The sequence below is a fragment of the Bradyrhizobium brasilense genome, from assembly GCF_029714345.1.
Taxonomy (GTDB): Bacteria; Pseudomonadota; Alphaproteobacteria; order Rhizobiales; family Xanthobacteraceae; genus Bradyrhizobium; species Bradyrhizobium australafricanum.
Genome location: NZ_CP121669.1, coordinates 2,143,635 through 2,167,747, shown reverse-complemented (window position 1 = coordinate 2,167,747; position 24,113 = coordinate 2,143,635). Strand labels below are relative to the sequence as shown.

The following is a 24,113-nucleotide window of genomic DNA, read 5'->3' as shown; positions in this document are numbered from 1 at the left end:
TCGTCCAAACAATCCGGTCGCGTCAACAACGCCGCGCTGCACCCATCCGTCAGGATAGCTTGACGTCAGGCTCGGCCCGACCGCGCGCGGCGGCCTCGAGCAGGAACGTCCTGCCATGCTCGGGATCGGCCGCGCGCTGCGCCTCATCCATGTCCTGCCAGGCCGTGGTGACCAGCACGCGCGAGAAGTCGCGGCCGACGAATGCCGGGCAACTCGATTGCCTCGCTGGTACGCGCAGCGAACGCAGATGCCGACCGGCGGGATCGTAAACGTCGACGCAACCGCCGCCCCAGCGCGCGTTCCAGATCAGCCCGTCGGCATCGACGATCGCGCCGTCGAGCCCGCCGCTACCTTGATGCCTGATCAATTCGATGGGTTCACCGGTCGGCAGTCCCGTTGATGGATCGAGCGGCACGCGATGCAGCACGTTGGTCGCGGTATCGGCAAAATAACCTATGTCGCCCGCGGGCGAAAAGCAGATCGCATTCGGAATGGTGATCCCGGGATACAGTCGCACGATGCGGCCCCGGTGCAGCGCATAGATTGCGCCGGCACCCTGCTCGGCATGGCGCCCCATGGTGCCGAGCCAGAACGTGCCCGACGGATGCACACGCGCATCGTTGGAACGCGTCAGCGGGTTCTCGGCCTCCAGCGCGGCGAACCGCTCCAGGCGGCCGCCTGCAACGTGCCGGACATAAAGTCCATCTTCGGTAAGGATCAGCTGCCGCTCGCCGTCGATCCGGGCCAATGCACTCGCCATTTTCGGCAATTCATGGATCACAGTGCTGCCGCCTGCAAATCGATGCTCGAACAGGCGGCGCTCGCGGATATCGAACCACCAGGCGGTGTCGGTCGCCGCATCATAGGTCGGGCCTTCGCCGAGATGGCAACGCTCCGCCGACAGCACCGATGTCGGCACCTCTTCCATCAGCGGCTCGGCGGCACGGTCGGTCAGTGCGTCACTCACGCGGTTGAGAAGCGGTAGACGATGCTGCGCCGATAGAGCTGCCCGGGATCGAGCCGCGCCGACGGGAAGTCGGGCCGGTTCGGCGTATCAGGCCAGGCATGCGGCTCGAGACAGAGCGCATCGGATTGCCGGTAGAGACGATCGCCCTTGCCGGCGGTCGAGCCGTCGAGGAAATTGCCGGAATAGAATTGCAGTCCCGGCTGATCGGTGAACAGCTCCATCACGCGGCCGCTGTGCGGCGCCTCGAGGCGCGCAGCAAGGCGAAGGCCCGCCCCCGAGGCCAGACAGAAATTGTGGTCATAGCCACGCCCGAGCCGCAGCTGCTCGTCATGCATCCTGATCCGCGCGCCGATGGCTATGAGCTTGCGGAAGTCGAACGGCGTGCCGTCGACCGGCCGCGGCGGGCCCGGTAGCGGGATCGCCGTGGCATCCACCGCGAGGAAATGGTCGGAGACGATCGTCAGGCGGTGATCGAGGATCTGCATGCCCGAGCGCGCGCCCTCGAGATTGAAGAAGCTGTGGTTGGTAAGATTGAGGCAGGTCGGCCGGTCGGTCGTCGCCTCGTAGGTGACCGAGAGCTCCATCGGACTGCGCACGCAATAGGTCACGCGCACCACGAGATTGCCCGGATACCCCTCCTCGCCATGCGGGCTCTCGCGCTCCAGCACCAGCGTTGGCCCCGGATCATCCGATAGTTCGACGATCCGCCACAGCTTGCGATCAAAGCCCTGCACTCCGCCGTGCAGCGCGTTGGGACCGTTGTTGGCGTCAAGCTGCACGGTCTCGCCATCGAGCACGAAGCGCGCGCCGGCGATCCGGTTGGCGTAGCGCCCGATCGTCGCGCCGAAGAATTTGCGCTGTGCGAGATAGCCGTCGAGCTCATCGTGGCCAAGCACGATGTCGTCGCAATGCCCGTCACGATCCGGCGCAATCAGCGCCTGCAGCGTGGCGCCGAAGGAAAGGATGGCGGCCTCAAAGCCGTGTTCGCCGCGCAGCGTCACGCGCTCGACCACGGTGCCGTCGGGCAATTTGCCGAAGGGGGCGCGATCAATGCTGGCTGATGTCATTGTCAGTCCTCGAACGCCTCGACGAGGCGCCGTCGCCCGAGCATGAAGCTATCGGCGACAAGCCGCAAGGGCGCGAGGTCGACATCGGATTTTCCTTCCGAGGTCAGCGCGACGAAACGGCGGTACAGCGCGGGATATTCCTCATCCGGCGCATCGACCACCAGCCTGCCGCCAACGCGCAGCTGCCTTCCACCTTTCGACAGCGTCACGGGCCCGGCCTCGGTTTCACACAGGATGTCCCAGCTCGGCGATCCGGTCTGGCGGAAATCGAATTCGGCGTGAATTGGCAAGCCGCCCGCGTCGGAAAGTTCGATCTCTGCCGCAATCGGCGCCTCCCGATTGGACGGAAAGTCCAACGCCGCACTCCTGACAAAGACCGCACGCGGCAGGATCTCGGTCAGGATCGACAGTGCGTTGATGCCGGGATCGAACACGCCGAAGCCACCCGCCTCGAAGATCCAGGCCTGACCCGGATGCCAGACGCGCACGTCTTCCTTCCAGATGATGGTCACCTTGTTGATGGTGCGTCTCGCGAGCAATTGCCGCGCAGGACCGACCGCGGCCGCATAGCGTGAATGCCATGTGGCAAACAATGTCCGGCCCGCCTCCTGCGCGGCCGCGATCAGCGGCGTGAGTTCGCTTAACGTCGTGCCCGGCGGCTTCTCCAGCAGCACATGCTTGCCCGACGCGAGTGCGGCGGCGGCCTGCGCGTGGCGCACCTGCGGTGGCGTACACAGCGCGACCGCGTCGATCTCCGGCCCGTCGCGCAACAACTCCTGCAAATCGCGGAAATGCGGCAGGCCGGGCGGAGTCTTCACGGGATCAACCACCGCGACGAGAGCTACGCCTGACGTCTTCGCGATCGCAGGCAGGTGCTGCCGGCACGCGATCTCGCCATAACCGACGATGGCGATGCGAAGCAGGTCACTCATGGCCGTCCTCGCGTTGCTGTCCACCTGGCCGGCTGAAACCGCCAGGCAGAATCATAAGCCAGCGCCGAATACCAACGGCATGATGTGATTTTGGTTGCGGACACGCAAGTCCACGACGCTCTGTTGCGCGCCTCGCGGCCGGGGCATCGGCTTTGATCAATCAAGGCCGATGCTCCAGATTCCTGCTTTGACGGGCTTTGTTCGCGCGGACCGGTCACCGCCTCGCCCGAAACCAGCGCTAGCGCGCGGCCTCAAACCCACCGAGCACCGCCGTCAGATTGGCGCCGAGGATATCGGAGAGATAGCCGCCCTCCTGCACCAGCACCGTCGGCAGGCCGAAGCGGGCCAGGCCCTCGCCGATGCGGCGGAAGCCGTCGGTGGTGACGGCGAGGCCGGCAAGCGGGTCCTTCTCGGAGGCGTCGAGACCGAGCGCGACCACAAGCGCGGTCGGGGCAAAGGAGCGGATCGCCTTTTCCGCCGCTGCAAGCGCCTTCATGTAGTCGTCGTCGCCGGTGCCCTTGGCGAGGGGAATGTTGAGATTGGTGCCGAGGCCGCCTGCGGCGCCGCGCTCATGCGCATAGCCCCAAACGAAGGGATAGAAGAACGACGGATCGGCGTGGATCGAGACGGTGAAGACATCCGGTCGCTCATAGAAGATGCCCTGCGTGCCGTTGCCGTGATGCACGTCAACGTCGAGGATCGCGACGCGCTCATGTTTCTGGCGCAGATGCTCGGCCGCGATCGCGCTGTTGTTGAGGAAGCAGAAGCCGCCGGCGAGGTCGCGATAGGCGTGGTGACCGGGCGGGCGGCACAGCGCGTAGACGGCGTCCTCGCCGTCCAGCACCATCTGCGCGGCGGTGACCGCGACGTCGCTCGCGGCGCAGGCGCCGGCCCAGGTGCCGGGACCGATCGGAGCCGCGGTATCCATCGTGTGCCAGCCGAGCTTGCCGACGATATGAGCAGGGTACGTGCCGGCATTGCGCACCGGGTGGATGTTCGCGATCATCTCCGGTCCGGCATTGCCGAGCGCCGACCATTCGTCCCAGGCGTCCGCGAGAAAGCTCAGATATTCCGGACTGTGCACACGCGCCCGCGGCCCCTGCCCGAACCTGGTCGGCTCGATCAGCGTGTGCTTGCCGGCCTTCAGGCCCGCCAGCAGGCGGTCGGCGCGTTCGGGCTGTTCGGTGGTACGCTGGACCACACCGCGGACCAGGAAGAATTGCGGATCATGGCTGCGGTGCAGATCACTGTAGACGGCCTTCACGGGGACACTCCTGTTCGATCGGCTGAGCTGGACAGAGCGAGGGCAATGTGCCGCACGCAAGCTTTGGCTTGCGCGCTGTACACTATCAGCGACGGCGACGATCTGAAACCGAGCGCGATTTCATGCTATGCCCGCATGCAGCGCAATGATTGAAAGACGCGGGACGCGAAGTCCGGCCATGGCCAGCGGCAAAACGGAGACAGAGGAAGCGGCAACGGGGCGGCGCGGGCGGCCACGCTCCGCCGCGACCACGGCCGCGATCCTGGAAGGCGCCTATCAGCTGATGGCGACGACCGGCCTCGCCGCGACCACCATCGACGCGATTGCAAAACATTCCAACGTCTCGAAGATGACGATCTACAAATGGTGGCCGTCGCGCGAAGCGTTGCTGATCGATGCCTTCCTCGACCAGGCCTCGCGGGCCGTGCCGCTGCCTGAGGCGGGCAATCCGGTGGCCCGCATCCGCCGCCATGTCGCAACCTATGTCGAGGCGCTGCAGGGCGAGTTCGGCCGCGTCCAGCTCGCCGTGATCTCGGAATGCATCTCGAAGACCGGCACGGCGGAACTGTTCTACGAGCGTTACCTCGGCCTGCGCCGCAGCAAGATGCTGGAGATCATCGCCGCCGGCCAGAAGGACGGCAGCATCGGCGCGCCGGGCGTCCCCGGCGACACCTATGACGCGATCTACGGCAGCCTGTTCTACCGCTACGTCTTCGGCATCAAGCCGCTGACGCCGGCCTACGCCCGCAATCTCGTCAATCTGGTGCTGCGGCCACGCACGGACGCTTGACTATCAAGCAGAGCGTTGGCGCTGACGGCGGAACCAGGCCCAGGTCTCGCGCGTGACGGCCCGGTAACTGCTGCCGCGATACACGATGTGGCCATCGACGATGGCGTTGAGCTTCGGCAGCGCATGGAACGGCACCGTGGGATAGGCGTGGTGCTCGACATGGTAAGGCATGTTCCAGGCGAACCATTTCATGATCCTGCCGGTCATCGTTGTGCGCGTGTTCTCGAACGCGCTCCGCGTCCGCTCGCAACCGGTGTGCTCGGCATAGAGATAGGGGCGCAGGATGAGCTGACCGGCCAGGAGCGGCACGATCCACACCCAGAGCAGGATTGCGCTGTGCAGCGCGAACGATGCCGCGAGCAACAGCAGATAGCCCGCGAGATAGAGCCTCGCCTCCAGCACGATCGAGGCGCGCTTGGGCTCCGGAATCCACGGCACGACCACCTTTCCGGTGAGTGCATGCCAAAACATCAGGCGGATGCGAACCAACACCTGCAGCAGTCCCGAATAGGCGATCGCGAGCTGGGTGTCCGACGCGGGCTTGGGGCCGACGATCAGCTCCGGGTCTTTCTCCGGATCCTGCGTGTAGCGATGATGGTCCCAGTGAAACAGGCAGTAATACCGGTAGGGCAGTCCGATCATGAAGGCGGACAGATTGCCGACGACAAGATTGAGCACTGGACTGCGGAACGCCGTCTTGTGCGCGGTCTCATGCACCACCATGAACAGGAATGCGACGAAGTAGCCCTGCACGGCAATCAGCGGCAGCGCCCATGGCAGACCGTAGCGCGATGAGACCAGAGAGATCAGCGCGCCGACGATGACGATCATCCCGTAATGGCTTGCCGCGCGCACCGCGCCGGCAAGGTTCGACTTGGTCGACAAATCGCGCAAGGTCAGCGGGCTGAGCGGCTTCAGGCGGGGTCCGGCGTCACTGGTCTCTGCGGTGCTCATGGTCGTCTCACCTGTCAGCGTTGCAGCAGCGCCGAGATTTCGGCGTTGATGAAGGCGCGGTCTTCGGCGTTGTTGGCGGGATTGCCGGCCCGGTGCCCGTGGATCGACGGAATCGCATGCAGCGCGGCCGAGCGCGCGTTGACCAGGCGGCCGAGTTCAGCCTCGTTGTCGCGCGGGTCGAAATAGCGATCGGTACGCCCCGGCATCAGCAGGACATGCGCCTTGATCGCGGCCAGCGCCCGGTCGAAGTCGCCGCCGAATTGATCGCAACGGCTGATATCGCCGGCCTGCCAGATCGCGATCTGCGCCATCAGATCATTCGCATCGCGCCGCGCGAAGGCACCGTCCCAGGATCCCGCGAGGTAGTCTTCCAGCGAGTTAAAGCCGGCCGCGCGCCAGACTTCCTCGCGATAGAACTCATGCGACATCGCCCAGCCGGCGTAGACGCGCCCCATCGCACGAAGGCCCGCCGCGGGCTTGCTGACGAAGCGGCCGTCCCGGTAGGCCGGGTCGGCGGTCAGCGCAGCCTTCACACCTTCGAGGAACACATGATTATACGGCGAGCACCGCGCGCTGCCGCAAACCACGGCTGCGCGCTCGACCATGTCGGGATATCGCGCGGCCCAGTGATAGGCCTGCATGCCGCCCATCGACCAGCCATAGACCAGCGCGAGCTTTGTCACGCCGAACCGCTCGACCAGCAGCCGCCGCTGGATCGCGACCGCGTCATGATAGGTGAAGGCAGGAAACGGCGCGCCGCCGAGCACCTCGACCGAATTCGACGGCGAGGAAGACAGACCATTGCCGAACAGATTCGCGATGACGATGAAGTAGCGCTCGGGATCGAGCGCGCCGCCCGGCTGTACCAGCCATTCGATGTCGGTGTGCTGTGCGGCGAACGACGTCGGATAGAGGATGACGTTGTCCCGCGCCGCATTCAGCGTGCCATAGGTCTTGTAGGCGAGCCTCAGTTGCGGAAACACGGCGCCGCCCTGCAGCGTCACATCACCTGCCTCGAACACCTCATAGTCGCGCGGCGTGGTCATCAGCTTTCGACCTCGAGCAGCCGGGCGCAACGCTGCGCCCTCAATAACTGTACTACTCGTACACTAAATGTGGAACCCTGGCAATAGCGGCGAAGGTGGAATGACACCAGGGCCAATCCATTCAAAATCGGTATGGATCAATACCCGTTTCGGCTTGGACCCATTGTCGTCATCTCTCTAGGACAGACCCCGAGGAAATTTTCGAGGAGGCGCTAATGAGCGCAATTGTGTCCGCCGCAGACACGCGGCGATCCCGCGTCCGGCTCTTGATCGTGACGATGCTGTTTCTCGTCACCACCGTGAACTATGCCGATCGCGCCACGCTCTCGATCGCCGGCCCCGCCCTTTCCAAGGAACTGCATCTCGATCCCGTCGCGATGGGCTACGTGTTCTCGGCGTTCGGCTGGTCCTATGTCGTCGCCCAGGTGCCGTGCGGCTGGCTGCTCGACCGCTTCGGCTCCAAATGGGTCTATGCGATCAGCATCATCGTCTGGTCGATCTTCACCGCAATGCAAGGCCTGGTCGGGTTTCTGTCCGCCGGCGCGGCCGTGGTGCTGCTGTTCGCCCTGCGCTTCCTGGTCGGCATCGCCGAGGCGCCATCATTCCCGGCCAATGCCCGCATCGTCGCCTCCTGGTTCCCCGGCAATGAACGCGGCACCGCCTCGGCCTTTTTCAATTCGGGGCAGTATTTCGCCACCGTGATCTTCGCGCCGCTGATGGGCTGGATCGCCCATGAGTATGGCTGGCGCCATGTGTTCTACGTGATGGGTGCGCTCGGCATCGTCATGGGCATTGCCTGGATCAAGACCATCTACGAGCCGAAGGAGCACCCCGCGATCAACGAGGCCGAGTTCGACTACATCAAGCAGGGCGGCGCGCTGGTCGACATGGACGCGGCGAAGGCCGGCAAAACGCAGGACAGCGGCCCCAGCTGGGACCACATCCGTCAGCTGCTCGCCAACCGGATGATGCTCGGCGTCTATATCGGCCAATACTGCATCAACACCCTGACCTATTTCTTCCTGACCTGGTTCCCGGTCTATCTGGTGAAGGAGCGCGGGCTCTCGATCCTGCAGGCCGGCTTCGTCGCGACCTTGCCGGCGCTGTGCGGCTTCATCGGCGGCGTGCTCGGCGGCGTGATCTCGGACTATATCCTGCGCCGCACCGGCTCGCTGACCATGGCGCGCAAGATCCCGATCGTCGGCGGCATGCTGCTGTCGATGTCGATCATCGCCTGCAACTATGTCGACGGCCAGGCACTGGTGGTCGGCTTCATGGCGCTCGCCTTCTTCGGCAAGGGCATCGGCGCGCTCGGCTGGGCGGTCGTCTCCGACACCTCGCCGAAGGAAGCCGGCGGCGTCTCCGGCGGCTTGTTCAACACCTTCGGTAACCTGTCCTCGATCACGACGCCGATCGTCATCGGCTACATCCTGGCCGCCACCGGCTCGTTCAACGGCGCGCTGGTGTTCGTCGGCGCCAACGCGCTGGTCGCGGCGATCGCCTATCTGTTCATCGTCGGTGAGATCAAGCGGGTGCAGCTCAAGGCGGCGTGAACGCGCTTCACCTCTCCCCGCCCTTCCGCGGGGAGAGGTCGAAATTCGCACAGCGAATTTCGGGTGAGGGCGAAGCAATACGTCTCCGCAGAGACAGTCCTTCCGACTCGTTCGGATCGCGCGTGCACATCGAGGCGGCCTTTGCGCAGAGAGAGCCCCTCACCCCAACCCTCTCCCCGTAAGAACGGGGAGAGGGAGCAGAAAACCAAACGGCGGCTTAGGCCGCCGTCTTTGTCTGCTTTTTTGTCTGCTTTTTTGTCTTCTTGGCCAGTGGGAGGCATCGATGCTAGAACGTACAAATCCCCGCGCGATCAATTCCGGGCTTGCATCGATGTTCGACCTGAGCCAGCTCCGCTGCTTTGTCACGGTGGCCGAAGAATTGCACTTCGGCCGCGCCGCGGCGCGGCTCAACATGACGCAACCGCCGCTGAGCCGGCAGATCCAGGTGCTCGAACACATCATCGACGCGCCGCTGCTGGAACGCACCAGCCGCTCGGTGCGGCTGACGCCGGCCGGACGCAGCTTCCTGCCCGAGGCGCGGCGCATCCTCAAGCTTGCGGAATCCGCCTCGCAGGTCGCCCGCCGCATCGCGCTCGGCAAGACCGGCTCGCTCAAGATCGGCTTCACCGCCGCGGCCGCCTACGGCTTCCTGCCCGACCTGATCGCGGCCTGCCGATCGCGCCTGCCCGAGGTCGATTTTTCGCTGAAGGAGATGGTCTCCGGCGATCAGTTCGAGGCGCTCACCACCGGGCAGATCGACGCCGGCCTGCTGCGCCCGCCGATCGCGCGGCCGGAATTCGCCAGCCGGCGCGTCGTGGCCGAGCCGCTGCTCGCCGCGATCCCGAAGAAGCATCCGCTGGCCGCGGCCGAGACCGTCAGCATCAAGGATTTCGACGACCAGCCCTTCGTGATGTATTCGCCCTATGAGGCGCGCTACTTCCATGATCTCCTGGTGTCGATGTTCACGCGCGCCGACGTGCTGCCGCGCTATGTGCAGCATCTCAGCCAGATCCATTCGATCCTCGCCATGGTGCGCGCCGGGCTCGGCGTAGCGATCGTGCCGGAAGCGGCCGCCAGCCTGAAGATCGCGGACGTCAAGCTGAAGCCGCTGAAGCTGCGATCACCCGTGCCGGTCGAGCTGTTCATGGTGTGGCGGCGCGATCACGAGAACCAGTTGCTGCCGTCACTGATCGAGATCGCAACCGAAATCGCAGCGCCGCATCTGCGCGGCGATTGATGCAGAGTTAGCATCGCTCGATACCGCGTTTGGCTTGGACGCGCATCGAAGCATTCCCTAGAAATTCCGCCATGGACGCGCGCTGCTCGCGCATCCCGTTCCCAGAAACATTCAAGGAGTGGCGCCATGAGCAAGATGACCCCTCAGGAGATGGCCGCGAGAATCGGTGGCGGCCTCCTGTCCTTCCCCGTGACCCCGTTCAACGCGGACTATTCGTTCGACGAGGCGACCTATCGCGCCAACATGGACTGGCTGTGCGGCTACGACGTTGCCGGCCTGTTCGCCGCCGGTGGCACCGGCGAGTTCTTCTCGCTGACGCCGAGTGAAGTTCCCCACGTCGTGAAGATCGCGGTCGACGAGACCAAGGGTCGCGTTCCCGTGCTGGCCGGCACCGGCTACGGCACCGCGATCGCGCGCGAGATCGCTGTCGGCGCCGAGAAGGCCGGCGCCGACGGCCTGCTCTTGCTGCCGCCCTATCTCACGCATGCCGAGCAGGACGGCCTCGCCGCCCATGTCGAGGCGGTGTGCGCATCGGTCAAGATCGGCGTCATCGTTTACAACCGCGACAATGCGATCCTGCAGCCCGATACGCTGGCGCGCCTCTGCGAGCGCTGCCCGAACCTCGTCGGCTACAAGGACGGCATCGGCGATATCGAGCTGATGACCCGCGTCTACACCCGGCTCGGCGATCGCCTGACCTATATCGGCGGCCTGCCGACCGCGGAGACCTTCGCCCTGCCCTATCTCGACATGGGCGTGACCACCTATTCGTCGGCGGTGTTCAACTTCGTGCCGGAATTCGCCACCAATTTCTATGCCGCGGTGCGCCGGCGCGATCATCAGACCATCCATGCAGGTCTGAAGGATTTCATCCTGCCGCTGATCGCGATACGCAACCGCAAGAAGGGTTATGCGGTGTCGATCATCAAGGCCGGCATGAAGGTGATCGGCCGCTACTCCGGCCCGGTGCGGCCGCCGCTCACCGATCTTACCGAGCAGGAGATCGCCGAGCTCGCGGCGCTGGTCGCCAAGCTGCCGCAGGCCGCCGCGCAGCAGGCGGCAGAATAAGCCGAACGGCCAGGACAACAGCAAAGGACGAAGGGAGGAGCAAATGATCCAGGACACGATCCGCACCGGCTTTGCCGGCGCACCTGTTGTCACGGCGATGGAGGTGATCCCGGTCGCCGGCCGCGACGGCATGCTCCTCAATCTGAGCGGCGCGCATGCGCCGTTCTTCACCCGCAACCTCGTTATCCTCACCGACAACTCCGGCCACACCGGCGTCGGCGAGGTGCCGGGCGGCGAGAAGATCAAGAAGACGCTCGAGGACGCCCGCGACCTCGTCGTCGGCCAGACCATCGGCGCCTGCAACAACATCCTGGCCTCGATGCGCCAGGCCTTCGCCGATCGCGACGCTGGCGGCCGCGGCAAGCAGACCTTCGACCTCCGCGTCACCATCCATGCCGTGACCGCGGTCGAATCCGCGCTGCTCGATCTGCTCGGTCAGCATCTCAATCTCCCGGTCGCAGCGCTGCTTGGCGAAGGCCAGCAGCGCGCCAGCGTCGAGACGCTCGGCTATCTCTTCTTCGTCGGCGATCGCAAGAAGACCAGCCTGCCTTACGTCGAGGGCGAGACCGGCAAGCCCGACTGGTTCGATCTGCGCCACCAGGTGGCAATGACGCCGGAGGCCATCGTGCGCCTCGCCGAAGCGACGCAGGCGCATTACGGCTTTGCCGATTTCAAGCTCAAGGGCGGCGTGCTCAGGGGCGAAGAGGAGATCGAGGCCGTCACCGCCATTGCAAAACGCTTTCCGAAGGCGCGCGTCACGCTCGACCCGAACGGCGCCTGGTCGCTCGACGAGGCGATCCGGCTGTGCAGCAACATGCATGGCGTGCTCGCTTATGCCGAGGACCCCTGCGGCGCCGAAGCCGGCTTCTCCGGTCGCGAGATCATGGCCGAGTTCCGCCGCGCCACCGGGCTGCCGACCGCGACCAACATGATCGCGACCGACTGGCGCCAGCTCTCGCACGCATTGCGGCTTGGCGCAGTCGACATTCCGCTCGCCGATCCGCATTTCTGGACCATGCAAGGCTCGGTGCGGGTGGCGCAGACCTGCCGCGACAACGGCCTGACCTGGGGCTCGCACTCCAACAACCATTTCGATATTTCGCTGGCGATGTTCACCCATGTCGGCGCCGCCGCGCCGGGCAAGGTGACGGCGATCGACACCCACTGGATCTGGCAGGACGGCCAGGCGTTGACGCGCCAGCCGCTCCAGATCAAGGGCGGCAAGATCGCGATCCCGGATCGGCCGGGCCTCGGCATCGAGCTCGATCGCGGTGCCATCGAGGCCGCGAACGCGCTATACAAGCAGCATGGTCTCGGCGCCCGCGACGACGCGCTGGCCATGCAGTTCCTGATCCAGGGGTGGACCTTCGACGACAAGCGTCCCTGCCTCGTGCGCTAAACAAGAAAGGTTGGAAACATGACCGCTCACCAGAAGAACTTCATCGCCGGCGAATGGGTCGACGGAACAGGCATCACGCGGGACATCAACCCCTCCAACACCGGCGATGTCGTCGGCGAATACGCCAAGGCCGACAAGGCGCAGACCGAAAAGGCGATCGCCGCCGCGAAGGCCGCCTTCCCGGCCTGGGCGCGCTCGACGCCGCAGGAACGCTTCGACGCGCTGACCAGGATTTCCGTCGAAATCCTCGCCCGCAAGGAAGAGCTCGGCCGCCTGCTCGCCCGCGAGGAAGGCAAGACGCTGCCGGAAGGCATCGGCGAGGTGGCGCGCGCCGGACAGATCTTTGCGTTCTTTGCCGGCGAAGCGCTGCGGCTGATGGGCGAGAAAGGCGCATCGGTGCGCCCCGGCCTCGACGTCGAGATCACCCGCGAGCCGGTCGGCGTTGTCGGCATGATCACGCCATGGAATTTCCCGATCGCGATCCCGGCGTGGAAGATCGCGCCGGCGCTTTGCTACGGCAACACGGTGGTGTTCAAGCCGGCCGAGCTGGTGCCGGGCTCCGCCCATGCGCTGTCCGAGATCATTGCGCGTTCCGGCATTCCCTCCGGCGTGTTCAATCTCGTGGTCGGCTCGGGCTCGGTGGTCGGCCAGACCCTGCTCGATCATCCCGACGTCGCCGCGATCTCGTTCACCGGCTCGGTGCAGACCGGCCGCAAGATCGCGCAGGCCTGCGTGCTCTCCAACCCCATGAAGAAGTTCCAGCTCGAGATGGGCGGCAAGAACCCGCTGGTCGTGCTCGACGACGCCGACGTGAAGGTCGCGGTCGAGGTCGCGGTCAACGGCGCCTATTTCTCGACGGGTCAGCGCTGCACGGCGTCCTCGCGCCTGATCGTCACCGCGGGGATTCACGACCGCTTCGTCGCCGCGTTGACCGAGCGGATGAAGGGGCTTTCGGTGGACGACGCGCTGAAGAGCGGCGTGCATGTCGGCCCGGTCGTGGACCAGAGCCAGCTCGACCAGGACCTGCGCTACATCAAGATCGGTCAGGATGAAGGCGCCCGCCTGCACTGGGGCGGCGAATTGTTGAACCGCGAGACGCCCGGCTTCTATCTGCAGCCGGCGCTGTTCACCGAGGCGACCAACCAGATGCGGATCGCGCGCGAAGAGATCTTCGGCCCGGTCGCCTGCGTGATCCGCGCCAAGGATTATGAAGAGGCGCTGGCGATCTCCAACGACACCGAATTCGGCCTCGCCTCGGGCATCTGCACGTCAAGCCTGAAATACGCCTCGCACTACAAGCGCAACAGCGAGGCCGGCATGGTGATGGTAAACCTGCCGACCGCCGGCGTCGACTACCACGTCCCGTTCGGCGGCCGCAAAGGCTCGAGCTACGGCGCACGCGAACAGGGTGCCTATGCCCGCGAGTTCTACACCACGGTGAAGACGGCTTACACCTTCCCGGGCTGAAGCAGTTGAAACCGAGTGCAGCTGCATAAGACGCTGCGCCCCTTTCCCGCTTGCGGGGAAGGGTTGGGGTGGGGGCTCTCCCCGCGTGTCATGCCGTGGAGAGAGCCCCCACCCGGATCGCATCTTCGATGCGATCCGACCTCCCCCCGCAAGCGGGAGAGGTGAAGTGAAGCCAGGAGGAATACGGCATGGACCAGTCGATCGGCGCGCAGGAGCAGCCCCGCTACATCAAGCTCAACGAGCGCGACAATGTCGCCATCGTCGTGAATGATTTCGGGCTGCCCGCCGGCTCGCGCTTCGCCTCGGGCCTGACGCTGCGCGCCTTCGTGCCCCAGGGCCACAAGACCGCGCTGGTAGACATCGCCGAGGGCGCCCCGATCATCCGCTACGGCGAGGTGATCGGCCATGCGCTGTCACCGATCCTGGCCGGCGAATGGGTCGACGAGGCCCGCATCCGCATGCCCGACGCGCCGCCGCTCGATCAACTCGAGATCGCGACCGCGGTGCCGCCCGCGCTGCCGCCGCTCGAAGGCTTCACCTTCGAAGGCTATCGCAATCCCGACGGCTCGGTCGGCACCAAGAACATCCTCGGCATCTCCTCCTCCGTGCAATGCGTCAAGGGCACGATGGAATATGCCGTGAAGCGCATCCGCGCCGAGCTCTTGCCGAAATATCCCAATGTCGACGACGTCGTGCCGTTGACGCACGCGTATGGCTGCGGCGTCGCGATCACGGCGCCCGACGCCGTGGTGCCGATCCGCACGCTGCAGAATCTCGCGCTCAATCCGAATTTCGGCGGCGAGATCCTCGTCGTCGGGCTTGGCTGCGAGAAACTCGCGCCGGAACGGCTGGTGCCGGAGGGCGTCGGCGATGCCATCGTGCGGATGCAGGACGAGGCCTTTGACGGCTTCGGTGCCATCGTCGACGCCATCATGACCCAGGCCGAGGCCCGGCTGAAGGTGCTCAACGCCCGCAAGCGCGAGACCTGCCCGGCCGCCGATCTCGTGATCGGCCTGCAATGCGGCGGCAGCGACGCGTTCTCGGGCGTCACCGCGAACCCCGCGGTGGGCTTCGCCGCCGACCTCTTGGTGCGCGCCGGCGCGACTGTGATGTTCTCGGAAGTCACCGAGGTGCGCGACGCGATCCAGCTGCTGACTCGCCGTGCCGTCAACGAGGATGTCGGCCGCGCGCTGATCCGCGAGATGGAATGGTATGACGCCTATCTGGCCCGCGGCGGCGCCGACCGCAGCGCCAACACCACGCCGGGCAATAAGAAGGGCGGCCTCGCCAACATCGTCGAAAAGTCGCTCGGCTCGATCGTCAAGTCCGGCTCCGGCCCGATCGCGGGCGTACTGTCGCCGGGCGAGAAGGCGCGGCAGAAGGGCATGCTGTTTGCGGCGACGCCGGCGAGCGACTTCATCTGCGGCACGCTGCAGCTCGCCTCCGGCATGACCTTGCAGGTGTTCACCACCGGCCGCGGCACGCCGTATGGCCTCGCCGCTGCGCCTGTCATCAAGGTCGCGACCCGCAGCGAGCTGGCACGGCGCTGGAAGGACCTGATCGATTTCGACGCCGGCTGCATCGCCGCCGGCGAGAAGACCATCGAGGAAACCGGCTGGGACCTGTTCCGCCTGATCCTCGACGTCGCGAGCGGGCGCACCAAGCCATGGTCGGACCGCTGGGGCATCCACAACGATCTGACGCTGTTCAACCCGGCGCCGGTGACCTGAGCAACCGTGCCTCCTTAACCGCCCGTTAGCCACGTCCTGACCGGCTGGGGAACGTCGCAATTCGATTCAAATTGTCTGGGCATGGAGGCACACATGACCCGGACCATCAATGATCTCAGAGATCAGGCCGACCGCGCCGAGCGGCTGGCACGCACCGGCATGGACTCGTTGACGGCCGAGCGCCTGCGTGCCTACGCGGAGGAATGTCGCATCGCAGCGGCCGAGCGGGAGAGGCAATCGGGGGCATCACCAGCGGCATAGATGTCCGGGGTTCGCCACCACACGCTCGTCAAAATTTCTCGAGTCCTCGCACTTCCCTGGCGGCGACCTTGATCAGCGGCTTGACCGCCTGTTCCTCTCGGCCAAGCACAACGCCCGAGGCGAAGGCGCTGGCGCGCTCCTTCCGATGCGGGGCCTTCAGCGCCGCATCGACCGCCAGCTTGCGGTGCGCAACAAAATCGTTGAGCGAGCCGAGCGCATCCTGGACCCGCTTCAGGTGCCTGGACAGCCGCGCGAGTTGCTTGCGTTCACCCTTGCGCGGAAACAGGCTTTCGAAGAAGTCGATCGCGTATCTGAGCTTCTTGGCTCTGATGCGCAGCTTGTGCCGTTCCCGGGCCGACAGCTCGTCAAGACGACGGCCATCCTTGCGCAGCTTCCTGATGCGGCGATGCAGCAGCGCGGCGGCGAAGTCCTCGATCGGGCCGCCTTCGTCCTCCGCGGTAATGGTCCGCTTTGCCTCGATCCATTGCAATGTGTCGATCAGCATGGAGCGATAGCGCCGCGAATTGACCGCGTGCCTCGCGCCGGCAAATGCGCGATCGCGGCGGCCGGAAAACTCCTGCCGGATCGCTTTGCCGCCGCGCCGCAGCAGCGCGTCATGCGATGCTGGCTCGATATCTTCCTTGACGAACACGTCAAGCTCGCGCGCCGGGGCGAGCGCATTGGTGAGCCACTTCAGCTGCGTCTTGATGTCTTCCGTCGGGGCCACGGTCAGGATCTTCGAGAACAGCGAGATCGCGGCGCGCAGCCGCCGCAACCCGACCCGCATTTGGTGAATGCCTTCCGCCTCGCCCTCGCGGACGGCCTCGGCATTCGACGAGAAGTGACGAAGCGCGGCGCGCGCGATCACCCGGAACGCCGCGCCGGCGGTAAGTCCGGCGTCGAGCACGATGCTCCCGGCGGAGACGACGACATGCCCCTCGCCATCGGCAAGTTCATAGCCGTGTTCGGCTTTCGAGCGCAGATCGAGTTCCGCCGCCGCCTTCCGCTCCAGCGCCCTTGCGACCCGGAACAGGTCGAGCGGGCGGCCGCTCTTGAGTTCGAGTTCGACCTCGTCGATTCGGCGCGAACGGTGCCCGGCCGTGGTGTAGCCGCGATCGATCGCGAGTTCGATCTCGCTGCGTTTGGTCCGCAGCGGCACGGTGATACGCCGCACCGACGTCTCGAATACCGGTTTCAGCTTGCGACGCAGCCTGCCGGACGCGAGCTTTTCGAGCGGCGTGCCTTCAGCCTTGTCGAGGTTGAGGTTTCCGTCCGCTAGGTCAGTCTCCCATTCGCCCCGTTCAAACTGCGGACCCGCTCCCGACTTGATAGTCTGAACATAGTTGCCGCCATCCCGCCGCACGCGCAACGTCAGTCCGTGCCGCTTGAGCTTGTGCTTCGCGGTGTCGAAATAAGTCGAGACGAGATCGCTCTCGGATGGTGCACCGCTCTTGCTGCCGGCGACCCGCGGTTTCTTCAGTCCCTTGAGCTTGCGCGCGGGAACGTGGAATTTGAGCTCCGTCTCGGCCGCCATCGTCGCTCCATGCCTGGGGCACCAAGCAAACGTCCGCCGTGACGAGGTCAGCGACGGACGTTCATGCTCACACAAGATCGCCTGAGTTGGCGTCAATCGTCGTCGTTATGGATGACGGTCTTGCTGCGATTGCCGAATTCGTCCCGCTTCTTGATGACCGTGGTCCGGTCATGGCGCGGCTCACGCTCCCTGATCACCGTGGCGCGATCACGATCGCGATCGCGATATTCGGGTGCCCGACCAACCGTTACGCCTGCGCCGACGGGACCTGCGCGGACACCGATATCATCGGCGAACACAGGCGATGCGATCGCGGTCACCATGGCCGCGGTTAGCAGATACGTCCTCATGCCGTCTCTCCTCCTCCAGTTGCGACGTGAAGGAGGAACGTCGAGTGCGACGCACCGTTCCTGTATCGACCATGCTGCAATTGCTCACGCTCAGTTGCGAAATATCGCGCCGGGAACTCGCTGAATAGGCATTCATCTGTGTGGCGAAATACCCATGTTCCACGCGTTGAATAGCCTGAATTGATGTCCCACGTCCTTAGCTAACAGGAGGACGTTCCATGAAACAGTCACAGCACTTCCGCGACAATGCGGAGAACTGCGCACAACTTGCCGAGCGTGCCGACGACGGGCCGACCTACAATCGCTTCAAGCGAATGGAAGCGGCCTGGCGCGCGCTGGCAAAGGAGCAGGACTGGCTCGACGGCGAGACCTCGCCATCGGAAAATGCAGCCTAGATCCAGCCCGGCCGTGGCGGCAAATGCGACGTCGCCACGGCCCGCGGCCTATTCGGCGCTGCGCTGCCGCTGCCAGCGCAACAGATAGGCCTGCAGCCGCCAGATGATCGCCGACAGCACCACGCCGACCAGCATCAGCACCACGACCGCAACCATCATGCCCGAGGCCTCGCCGCGCGCCTCCGATTCGATGATGAGGCGACCGATGCCGCGCTCGGCGCCGATGAACTCGCCGACGATCACGCCGATCAGCGCGAAGGAGATCGCGGGCGTCAGCGAGGCGAACACCCAGGCCATGGTCGAGGGGATCACCACCGTCCGGGTGATCTGCCATTCGCTGGCGCCGAGCAGGCGCGCGGCATTGGTGAAGCCTTCGTCGATCGAGCGCGCGCCCTCGAAAGTGTTGAAGAACACCAGGAACACGACGACGATCCACGACGTCACGATCTTCGACATGTCGCCGATCCCGAATGCCAGCACGATGATCGGCGCCAGCGCGATCCGCGGGATCGAGTTCACGGCAGTGATGAAGGGCTGAAAGATCGCGCTCAGCCGGTCGGATCGTCCCAGGATCAGCCCGGCGACGAAGCCGCTGACCACGCCGGTGATGAAGCCGAAGAAGGTATTCTTCAGGGTGATGGCGGTCGCGGCCCAGAGGTTGTTCTCGTTGCGCGCCAGGCACTTTCCGAAGTCGCCGTTGAACCAGCTGTTGAAGACGCCGAGCTTCGAGGTCAGGCAGCTCTGGATCAGGAAGTTGTCGAAGATCATCGACGGCTTCGAGATGAAGTAGGGATCGAGCAGGTCGGGCACCAGCCAGGGCAGTTTGGTGCGGAGGTCGTAGCCCCATTGCCAGACCGACAGCACGACGGCGCAGATCAGGACCTGCCAGCCGACCGTGCCGAGCGTGCCGTATCTCTTCATGCGCTGCGGCCCCTGACGAATTCCTCGCCCAGCGAATGCCAGATGTGCTGGAACAGCTCGGCGTAATGCGGGGTTTCGCGCACCTTCACCGCATCGCGCGGGCGGTCGAAATCGACCTCGAACATGTCTTTGATCCGGCCCGGCCGCGCCGAGAACAGGATGATGCGGTCGGCCAATGTCAACGCCTCGCCGAGATCGTGGGTCACGAACAGCACGGTCTGCTGCTCGCGCTCCCAGATCCGGAGCAGCACCTCGTGCATGTCGATCTTGGTGTGGGTGTCGAGCGCGCCGAACGGCTCGTCCATCAGGAGGATCTGCGGCTCGACGATCAGCGTCCGCATCAGCGCCGCGCGCTGGCGCATGCCACCCGACAGCGCCGACGGATAGGCGTTCTCGAATCCCTTCAGGCCGGCTTGCGCGACGCATTCGGCGATGCGCTCCTTCCGTTCGTGAGCGGGCACGCCTGATAGCTCCAGCCCGTAGCCGATATTGTCGCCGACGGTCCGCCACGGAAACAGCGTGTCGCGCTGGAAGACGTAGCCGACGTTGGGCGTCGCCTTGCCGGCGACGACGCGCTTGCCGTCGATCAGGATCTCGCCGCCGGTCGGGCGGATCAGCGAGGCGATCATGTTGAGCACGGTGCTCTTGCCGGAGCCCGACGGCCCGAGCAGCGCGACGAACTCGCCGCGGCGGACGTCGAAGGTCACGTCGCGCACGGCCTCGATCGTGGTTTTGGCGAGCTGGAACGACTTGCTCAGGCCCTTGACCTCGACGCGGCGATCGGCCGCGGCGCGCGGCGATACGGTTGCGCTTGTCTCGAGCGCGCTCAACCCGGATAGGCCTTTCGCGCCGCTTCGATCAGGTTGGAATTGACCACGTCGGCGATCTTGAGCGGCTTGATGCCGGTCATCTCGCGGAACCAGACTTTCTCGCCGCGCGCGAAGCTCGCGGCGTCGATCGAGCCCTCATAGTCCGCGACCTTCTGGATCGACGTGATCTCCAGCAGATTGGCCTCGCGCGAGGTGCTGCCGACATAGGGCTCGATGGCGTCGTAGACCTCGGTCGGCTTGTGGGTCTTGATCCACTGCGACGCCCGCCACAGCGCGGTGACGTAGGCCTGCATCTTGGCCGGGTCCTTGTCGATGGTGGCTTGCAGCGTGAAATGCGCCGTGACCGGCACCTTGCCGCCGATATGCTTGTTCCAGATCGCCTCGTCGGTGCCATCGAACAGCAATTCGCCCCAGCCCTGCTGCTGTGCCTCGTTCAACAGCGACAGCGAGCTGACGAGGATATCGACCTGCTTCGACTTCAGCGATCCCAGCATGGTGTCGACATTGCCGGTGCCGATCCAGGTCACCTTGTCGTCGAGCCCCATGGTTTCCATGTAGTAGGACGACCAGACATGGTTGGTGCCGCCGAGCGAGGAGACCGAGACGATCGGCTTGCGGCCGTCGGGCCGCTTCCATTGCGTGAACGCCTCCAGCGAGTTGATGCCCTGGTCCTTTAGGTCCTTGCGGATAATGAACATCACCGAGTTCGATCGCGTGTCGACCGGCAACAGCACGCGCGCGGCGCGGCCGTGATTGGTCAGCTGCATCGGATGGGTGACGTCGCCGATGCCGATGTCGCCCTGCGACGAGGCGATGATCTCGCGGGTCTTCACGCCGCTGCCGCCTTGCACCAGCTTGCAGTCGAGCCCGGCCTCCTTGAAGTAGCCGATACGGTCGGCGACGAACTGCGTCTGATAGACCGGCACCGCGACCGGATAGATCGCGCGGCCCGCGGCCGCCTGCCCCCACGCACGCCCGGTCGCCAGCGCGGCGCCGCCGGCGGCGATGACCGTCAGCGCCGATCGCCTTGAAATGTGGGGCATGGTGAGGCGCGCCATCACGCGTGCTCCTTGGCCGAGATCCTGTCGAGCGCGCCGAGTACCGCATCGCCCATCTGCACGGTCGACAGCTTTTTCGCCCCGGCCTCGGCGATATCGGCCGTGCGCGCGCCGGAGGCCAGCGCGGTCTGCACCGCTTTCTCGAGCAGGTCGGCGTCCTCCGGCCGGTTCAGCGTCAAGCGCAGCAGCATCGCGACGCTGAGGATCGAACCGAGCGGATTGGCGATGCCCTTGCCCGCGATATCGGGCGCGCTGCCATGCACCGGCTCATAGAGCGCCTTGCGTCGGCCGAAGCGATCGACCGGGCCGAGCGAGGCCGACGGCAGCATGCCGAGCGAGCCCGAAGCCATCGCCGCGCAGTCCGAAAGGATGTCGCCGAAGATGTTGCCGGTCACCATGACGTCGAACTGCCGCGGCTCGCGCACGATCTGCATCGCGGCGTTGTCGACATAGAGGTGGGTCAGTTCGACATCGGAGAACTCCTCCTTGTGCAGCTTGATCACCTCCTCGCGCCACACCACGCTGGTCTCCAGCACATTGGCCTTGTCGACCGAGCAGACCTTGTTGCGCCGGGTCCGCGCCAGCTCGAAGGCCGAGCGCGCCACGCGGCGGATCTGGTTCGTGGTGTATTGCTCGGTGTTGAAGCCGCGGCGCTGGCCGTCGGGTAGCGTCTCGATGCCGCGCGGCTCGCCGAAATAGATGCCGCTGGTCAATTCGCGGATGATGACGAAATCGACGCCGTCGAGCACCTCGGCCTTGAGCGGCGCGGAGGCCGACAGTGCCGGGCTCGCCACGATCGGTCGCAGATTGGCATAAAGATCGTATTTGCTGCGCAGGCCCAGCAGACTGCCGGCCTTGCGTGCTGCGGCCGGCACTTCGGTGGTCTCCGGCCCGCCGGTCGCACCCCACAGGATCGCATCGGCCTCGTCCATCGCCTCGGCGGTGTCCTCGGGCAGCACCTTGCCGGTCGCCAGATACGGGATCAGGCCGTATTGCGCCTCGCGCAGCGTCATCGGCACGTTACGCTTCGCCGCGAACCAGTCGAGCACGCGACGCGACTGCGCGGTGACCTCGGGGCCGATGCCCTCGCCGCCGACGACGGCGACCTTGACCATGTTGGATTGCGTGCTCATGCCGGTGTCCTTGAAGCGGGTGTCGTTGTCGAATGAATCCATGGCCGCGCCGCGCGGTCGGAGGCCTGGAAGGCGTGGATCTCGTCGTCGCGCTGCAGCGTCAGCGCCACCTCGTCGAGCCCCTTCAATAGCCCCTCGCGCCGCCGCGGATCGATCTCGAACGAATGCCGCGCGCCTGACGGCGAGACGATGGTCTGGGCCTCGAGGTCGATCGAGACCTTGCCCGCGCCCTGCGTCGCCTCGATGTCGACGGCAAGCTGATCGACCACCGCCTTGTCGACGATGATGGGGAGGATTCCGTTCTGGAAGCAGTTGGCGAAGAAGATGTCGCCGAATCCGGAACCGACGATGGCGCGGATGCCGCGCTCCTGCAGCGACCACACCGCGCCCTCGCGCGAGGAGCCGCAGCCGAAATTCGGCCCGGTCACCAATATCTCCGCCTCGCGATACGGCTCGCGGTTCAGGATGAACTCCGGATTCTCCGAACCGTCGGGCAGATAGCGCAGCGAGCCGAACGCCCATTTACCGAGCGTGCCGCGGATCGAATTGCCCACCAGCCGCTCGATGCGGATGATGACGTCGGTATCGATATTGCCGCGCATGATCGGCGCGGCGGTTGCGGTGAGCTTGTCGAACGGTTTTGGCATGCTCTAGCGTCCCATCATCCTGACATCGGCGATCGCGCCGGCAATCGCGGATGCTGCGGCGCTCGCGGGGCTCGCCAGATGCGTCCGCGCGCGCGGCCCCTGCCGGCCGACGAAATTGCGGTTCGAGGTCGAAACCGAGCGCTGCCCGGGCGCCACCACCTCGCCATTGGCGGCAAGGCACATCGAGCAGCCCGGCTCCCGCCACTCGAAGCCGGCGTCGATGAAGATCTTGTCGAGCCCTTCGGCGACCGCCTCGCGTTTGACGTTCTCCGAACCTGGCACCACCCAGGCGCGGACCCCGGTCGCGACCTTGCGGCCGCGCGCGACCTCGGCCGCGGCGCGCAGATCGCTGAGCCGGCTGTTGGTGCAGGAGCCGATGAACACCCAATCGACCGGCGTGCCCGCGATCGGCGCCCCGCCCTGCAGGCCCATATACTCGAGCGCCGTCTCGATCGCGGCGCGCCGCAAGGGATCGTCCACCGCCTTCGGATCGGGAATCACACCGTCGACGCCGACGACGTGCTCGGGGCTGATGCCCCAGGTCACCTGCGGGATGATCTTCTCGACATCGATCACGACCTCGCGGTCGAACACCGCGTCGGGATCGCTCGGCAGTTCGCGCCACGCTTTCACCGCGAGATCCCACATCGCGCCTTGCGGCGCATAGGGACGGCCGCGCAGGAATTCGAAGGTCTTCTCGTCCGGCGCCACCATGCCGATCTTGGCGCCGAGCTCGATCGAGAGGTTGCAGATCGTGAGCCGGCCCTCGATCGGCAGCGCGCGGATCGCACTGCCGGCATATTCGACCGCATATCCAGTGCCGCCGGCGGCGCCGATATGGCCGATCAGCGCCAGAATCATGTCCTTGGCGGTGACGCCGAGCGGCAGCTTGCCCTCGAAGCGCGCGCGCATCGTCTTCGGGCGGCGCTGGATCAGCGCCTGCGTCGCCAGCACATGGGTGAGCTCGCTCGATCCGATGCCGAAGGCGAGCGCCCCCAAGCCGCCATGGGTGCAGGTGTGGCTGTCGCCGCAGACGATGGTCGCCCCCGGCAGGCTTAAGCCGAGCTCCGGACCGATGACGTGGACGATGCCCTGGCCGGGCTCGTCGACGTCGAACAGCGTGATGCCGCTCGCCGAGGTCTCGACCCGCAGCGCAGCCAGCAATTCCAGTCCGATCTTGCTGGTTCCGGCGCGGCCCGGCGCCGTCGACAGCGCGTGATCCGGCGTTGCAAAGGTCAGTTCGGGATTGTGGACCTTGAGGCCCCGGCTCTTCAGATCGAGCAGGCCGCGCGAGCCGCCGAGATCGTGCAGCAGATGGCGGTCGATATGAAGGAGGTCTGTGTCTTCGCTGAGGCGAGCAATGACATGCTGGCCCCAGATCTTCTCGAGCAAACTTCGGCCGGGCATCCGCCTTCCCCTGCTCTGTGCGTTTCCATGCGGCTTGATCTTATTGGCGCCAATCTGGGCCAAAGTTGTCGTCAAGTGAAGCAGTTTTGCCCTAACATCACAT

Annotated in this window: 23 protein-coding genes; 9 read left to right on the top strand and 14 right to left on the bottom strand. The window is 65.5% G+C overall.

From position 1 onward, the window contains the following. Positions 1–49 precede the first annotated feature (49 nt). The 4 genes from QA635_RS09985 to QA635_RS09970 all read right to left on the bottom strand — a co-directional run bounded on the left by QA635_RS09985 (position 50) and on the right by QA635_RS09970 (position 4,230). Entirely contained in the window at positions 50–928 is an 879-nt protein-coding gene (locus QA635_RS09985) for an SMP-30/gluconolactonase/LRE family protein (RefSeq protein WP_283071555.1), read from the bottom strand. Between the two features lie 35 nt (positions 929–963). Then, entirely contained in the window at positions 964–2,034 is a 1,071-nt protein-coding gene (locus QA635_RS09980) for an aldose epimerase family protein (RefSeq protein WP_283068607.1), read from the bottom strand. Positions 2,035–2,036: 2 nt separating this feature from the next. Next, positions 2,037–2,966: a Gfo/Idh/MocA family protein gene (locus tag QA635_RS09975; protein ID WP_283068605.1), complete on the bottom strand. Its 930-nt coding sequence runs from the start codon at positions 2,964–2,966 to the stop codon at positions 2,037–2,039. A gap of 238 nt (positions 2,967–3,204) precedes the next feature. Continuing rightward, a complete protein-coding gene (locus QA635_RS09970; protein ID WP_283068603.1) occupies positions 3,205–4,230 on the bottom strand; it encodes a histone deacetylase family protein in 1,026 nt (341 codons plus the stop codon). 178 nt (positions 4,231–4,408) lie between these two features. Here QA635_RS09970 and QA635_RS09965 point away from each other — a divergent pair, with 178 nt between their 5' ends. Further along, positions 4,409–5,020 (top strand): TetR/AcrR family transcriptional regulator, encoded by a 612-nt coding sequence (locus QA635_RS09965; protein WP_283068602.1) that lies wholly within the window; start codon positions 4,409–4,411, stop codon positions 5,018–5,020. 3 nt (positions 5,021–5,023) lie between these two features. On the opposite strand, the gene QA635_RS09960 is transcribed toward QA635_RS09965, so the two are convergent. Both QA635_RS09960 and QA635_RS09955 read right to left on the bottom strand, forming a co-directional pair. Next, entirely contained in the window at positions 5,024–5,974 is a 951-nt protein-coding gene (locus QA635_RS09960; protein WP_283068601.1) for a fatty acid desaturase, read from the bottom strand. Positions 5,975–5,988: 14 nt separating this feature from the next. Continuing rightward, positions 5,989–7,020, bottom strand: a complete 1,032-nt coding sequence (locus QA635_RS09955; RefSeq protein ID WP_283068599.1) for an alpha/beta fold hydrolase — start codon at positions 7,018–7,020, stop codon at positions 5,989–5,991. A gap of 215 nt (positions 7,021–7,235) precedes the next feature. Between QA635_RS09955 and QA635_RS09950 the strand changes: the two genes are divergently transcribed. The 7 genes from QA635_RS09950 (at position 7,236) to QA635_RS09920 (ending at position 15,735) form a co-directional block, all read left to right on the top strand. Continuing rightward, a complete protein-coding gene (locus tag QA635_RS09950; RefSeq protein ID WP_283068598.1) occupies positions 7,236–8,573 on the top strand; it encodes an MFS transporter in 1,338 nt (445 codons plus the stop codon). Positions 8,574–8,904: 331 nt separating this feature from the next. Continuing rightward, positions 8,905–9,810 (top strand): LysR family transcriptional regulator, encoded by a 906-nt coding sequence (locus QA635_RS09945; RefSeq protein ID WP_076826064.1) that lies wholly within the window; start codon positions 8,905–8,907, stop codon positions 9,808–9,810. Between the two features lie 126 nt (positions 9,811–9,936). Further along, the gene (gene kdgD, locus QA635_RS09940; protein ID WP_225158642.1) at positions 9,937–10,878 is read left to right on the top strand and encodes a 5-dehydro-4-deoxyglucarate dehydratase; all 942 of its coding nucleotides are present in this window, start codon (positions 9,937–9,939) and stop codon (positions 10,876–10,878) included. Positions 10,879–10,921: 43 nt separating this feature from the next. Then, positions 10,922–12,277: a glucarate dehydratase gene (gene gudD / locus QA635_RS09935; RefSeq protein WP_283068597.1), complete on the top strand. Its 1,356-nt coding sequence runs from the start codon at positions 10,922–10,924 to the stop codon at positions 12,275–12,277. An 18-nt stretch (positions 12,278–12,295) separates the two neighbouring features. Then, the gene (locus QA635_RS09930) at positions 12,296–13,744 is read left to right on the top strand and encodes an aldehyde dehydrogenase family protein (protein WP_283068596.1); all 1,449 of its coding nucleotides are present in this window, start codon (positions 12,296–12,298) and stop codon (positions 13,742–13,744) included. 188 nt (positions 13,745–13,932) lie between these two features. Next, positions 13,933–15,474 (top strand): galactarate dehydratase, encoded by a 1,542-nt coding sequence (gene garD / locus QA635_RS09925; RefSeq protein WP_283068595.1) that lies wholly within the window; start codon positions 13,933–13,935, stop codon positions 15,472–15,474. A 93-nt stretch (positions 15,475–15,567) separates the two neighbouring features. Next, positions 15,568–15,735 carry a hypothetical protein gene (locus QA635_RS09920; protein WP_225642902.1) on the top strand — a complete coding sequence of 56 codons (168 nt, stop codon included), beginning with the start codon at positions 15,568–15,570 and terminating at the stop codon, positions 15,733–15,735. A 28-nt stretch (positions 15,736–15,763) separates the two neighbouring features. Here the strand turns inward: QA635_RS09920 and QA635_RS09915 are convergent, their stop codons facing one another. Next, positions 15,764–17,269 (bottom strand): CYTH and CHAD domain-containing protein, encoded by a 1,506-nt coding sequence (locus tag QA635_RS09915; protein ID WP_283068593.1) that lies wholly within the window; start codon positions 17,267–17,269, stop codon positions 15,764–15,766. 92 nt (positions 17,270–17,361) lie between these two features. Beyond that, positions 17,362–17,619: a hypothetical protein gene (locus QA635_RS09910; protein ID WP_283068592.1), complete on the bottom strand. Its 258-nt coding sequence runs from the start codon at positions 17,617–17,619 to the stop codon at positions 17,362–17,364. A 218-nt stretch (positions 17,620–17,837) separates the two neighbouring features. Here QA635_RS09910 and QA635_RS09905 point away from each other — a divergent pair, with 218 nt between their 5' ends. Further along, on the top strand, positions 17,838–18,014 hold the full coding sequence (locus QA635_RS09905; protein ID WP_168857282.1) for a hypothetical protein: 177 nt from the start codon (positions 17,838–17,840) through the stop codon (positions 18,012–18,014). A 48-nt stretch (positions 18,015–18,062) separates the two neighbouring features. Here QA635_RS09905 and QA635_RS09900 read toward each other — a convergent pair whose 3' ends face one another. The 6 genes from QA635_RS09900 to leuC are packed head-to-tail and all read right to left on the bottom strand — an operon-like array spanning position 18,063 to position 24,010. Beyond that, the gene (locus QA635_RS09900; RefSeq protein ID WP_283068590.1) at positions 18,063–18,935 is read right to left on the bottom strand and encodes an ABC transporter permease; all 873 of its coding nucleotides are present in this window, start codon (positions 18,933–18,935) and stop codon (positions 18,063–18,065) included. After that, complete coding sequence (locus tag QA635_RS09895; RefSeq protein WP_283068588.1) at positions 18,932–19,765, bottom strand: ABC transporter ATP-binding protein; 834 nt, start codon at positions 19,763–19,765, stop codon at positions 18,932–18,934. The genes QA635_RS09900 and QA635_RS09895 overlap by 4 nt, the downstream gene beginning before the upstream one ends. Continuing rightward, positions 19,762–20,823 (bottom strand): ABC transporter substrate-binding protein, encoded by a 1,062-nt coding sequence (locus QA635_RS09890; protein WP_283068586.1) that lies wholly within the window; start codon positions 20,821–20,823, stop codon positions 19,762–19,764. Before QA635_RS09890 ends, QA635_RS09895 begins: the two co-directional genes overlap by 4 nt. Continuing rightward, on the bottom strand, positions 20,823–21,956 hold the full coding sequence (gene leuB, locus QA635_RS09885; protein ID WP_253609891.1) for a 3-isopropylmalate dehydrogenase: 1,134 nt from the start codon (positions 21,954–21,956) through the stop codon (positions 20,823–20,825). Before leuB ends, QA635_RS09890 begins: the two co-directional genes overlap by 1 nt. Further along, on the bottom strand, positions 21,953–22,603 hold the full coding sequence (gene leuD / locus QA635_RS09880) for a 3-isopropylmalate dehydratase small subunit (protein ID WP_283068583.1): 651 nt from the start codon (positions 22,601–22,603) through the stop codon (positions 21,953–21,955). The genes leuB and leuD overlap by 4 nt, the downstream gene beginning before the upstream one ends. A 3-nt stretch (positions 22,604–22,606) precedes the next feature. Beyond that, entirely contained in the window at positions 22,607–24,010 is a 1,404-nt protein-coding gene (gene leuC, locus QA635_RS09875; RefSeq protein WP_283068581.1) for a 3-isopropylmalate dehydratase large subunit, read from the bottom strand. Positions 24,011–24,113: the final 103 nt, after the last annotated feature.

Coding starts and splice junctions, on each gene's coding strand:
- leuC (WP_283068581.1), bottom strand. CDS start 24,010: ATGCCCGGCCGAAGTTTGCTCGAGAAGATCTGGGGCCAGCATGTCATT.
- kdgD (WP_225158642.1), top strand. CDS start 9,937: ATGAGCAAGATGACCCCTCAGGAGATGGCCGCGAGAATCGGTGGCGGC.
- leuB (WP_253609891.1), bottom strand. CDS start 21,956: ATGAGCACGCAATCCAACATGGTCAAGGTCGCCGTCGTCGGCGGCGAG.
- QA635_RS09890 (WP_283068586.1), bottom strand. CDS start 20,823: ATGGCGCGCCTCACCATGCCCCACATTTCAAGGCGATCGGCGCTGACG.
- QA635_RS09945 (WP_076826064.1), top strand. CDS start 8,905: ATGTTCGACCTGAGCCAGCTCCGCTGCTTTGTCACGGTGGCCGAAGAA.
- QA635_RS09975 (WP_283068605.1), bottom strand. CDS start 2,966: ATGAGTGACCTGCTTCGCATCGCCATCGTCGGTTATGGCGAGATCGCG.
- QA635_RS09920 (WP_225642902.1), top strand. CDS start 15,568: ATGACCCGGACCATCAATGATCTCAGAGATCAGGCCGACCGCGCCGAG.
- QA635_RS09965 (WP_283068602.1), top strand. CDS start 4,409: ATGGCCAGCGGCAAAACGGAGACAGAGGAAGCGGCAACGGGGCGGCGC.
- QA635_RS09905 (WP_168857282.1), top strand. CDS start 17,838: ATGAAACAGTCACAGCACTTCCGCGACAATGCGGAGAACTGCGCACAA.
- QA635_RS09960 (WP_283068601.1), bottom strand. CDS start 5,974: ATGAGCACCGCAGAGACCAGTGACGCCGGACCCCGCCTGAAGCCGCTC.
- QA635_RS09915 (WP_283068593.1), bottom strand. CDS start 17,269: ATGGCGGCCGAGACGGAGCTCAAATTCCACGTTCCCGCGCGCAAGCTC.
- garD (WP_283068595.1), top strand. CDS start 13,933: ATGGACCAGTCGATCGGCGCGCAGGAGCAGCCCCGCTACATCAAGCTC.
- leuD (WP_283068583.1), bottom strand. CDS start 22,603: ATGCCAAAACCGTTCGACAAGCTCACCGCAACCGCCGCGCCGATCATG.
- QA635_RS09910 (WP_283068592.1), bottom strand. CDS start 17,619: ATGAGGACGTATCTGCTAACCGCGGCCATGGTGACCGCGATCGCATCG.
- QA635_RS09900 (WP_283068590.1), bottom strand. CDS start 18,935: ATGAAGAGATACGGCACGCTCGGCACGGTCGGCTGGCAGGTCCTGATC.
- QA635_RS09980 (WP_283068607.1), bottom strand. CDS start 2,034: ATGACATCAGCCAGCATTGATCGCGCCCCCTTCGGCAAATTGCCCGAC.
- QA635_RS09930 (WP_283068596.1), top strand. CDS start 12,296: ATGACCGCTCACCAGAAGAACTTCATCGCCGGCGAATGGGTCGACGGA.
- gudD (WP_283068597.1), top strand. CDS start 10,922: ATGATCCAGGACACGATCCGCACCGGCTTTGCCGGCGCACCTGTTGTC.
- QA635_RS09950 (WP_283068598.1), top strand. CDS start 7,236: ATGAGCGCAATTGTGTCCGCCGCAGACACGCGGCGATCCCGCGTCCGG.
- QA635_RS09955 (WP_283068599.1), bottom strand. CDS start 7,020: ATGACCACGCCGCGCGACTATGAGGTGTTCGAGGCAGGTGATGTGACG.
- QA635_RS09985 (WP_283071555.1), bottom strand. CDS start 928: ATGGAAGAGGTGCCGACATCGGTGCTGTCGGCGGAGCGTTGCCATCTC.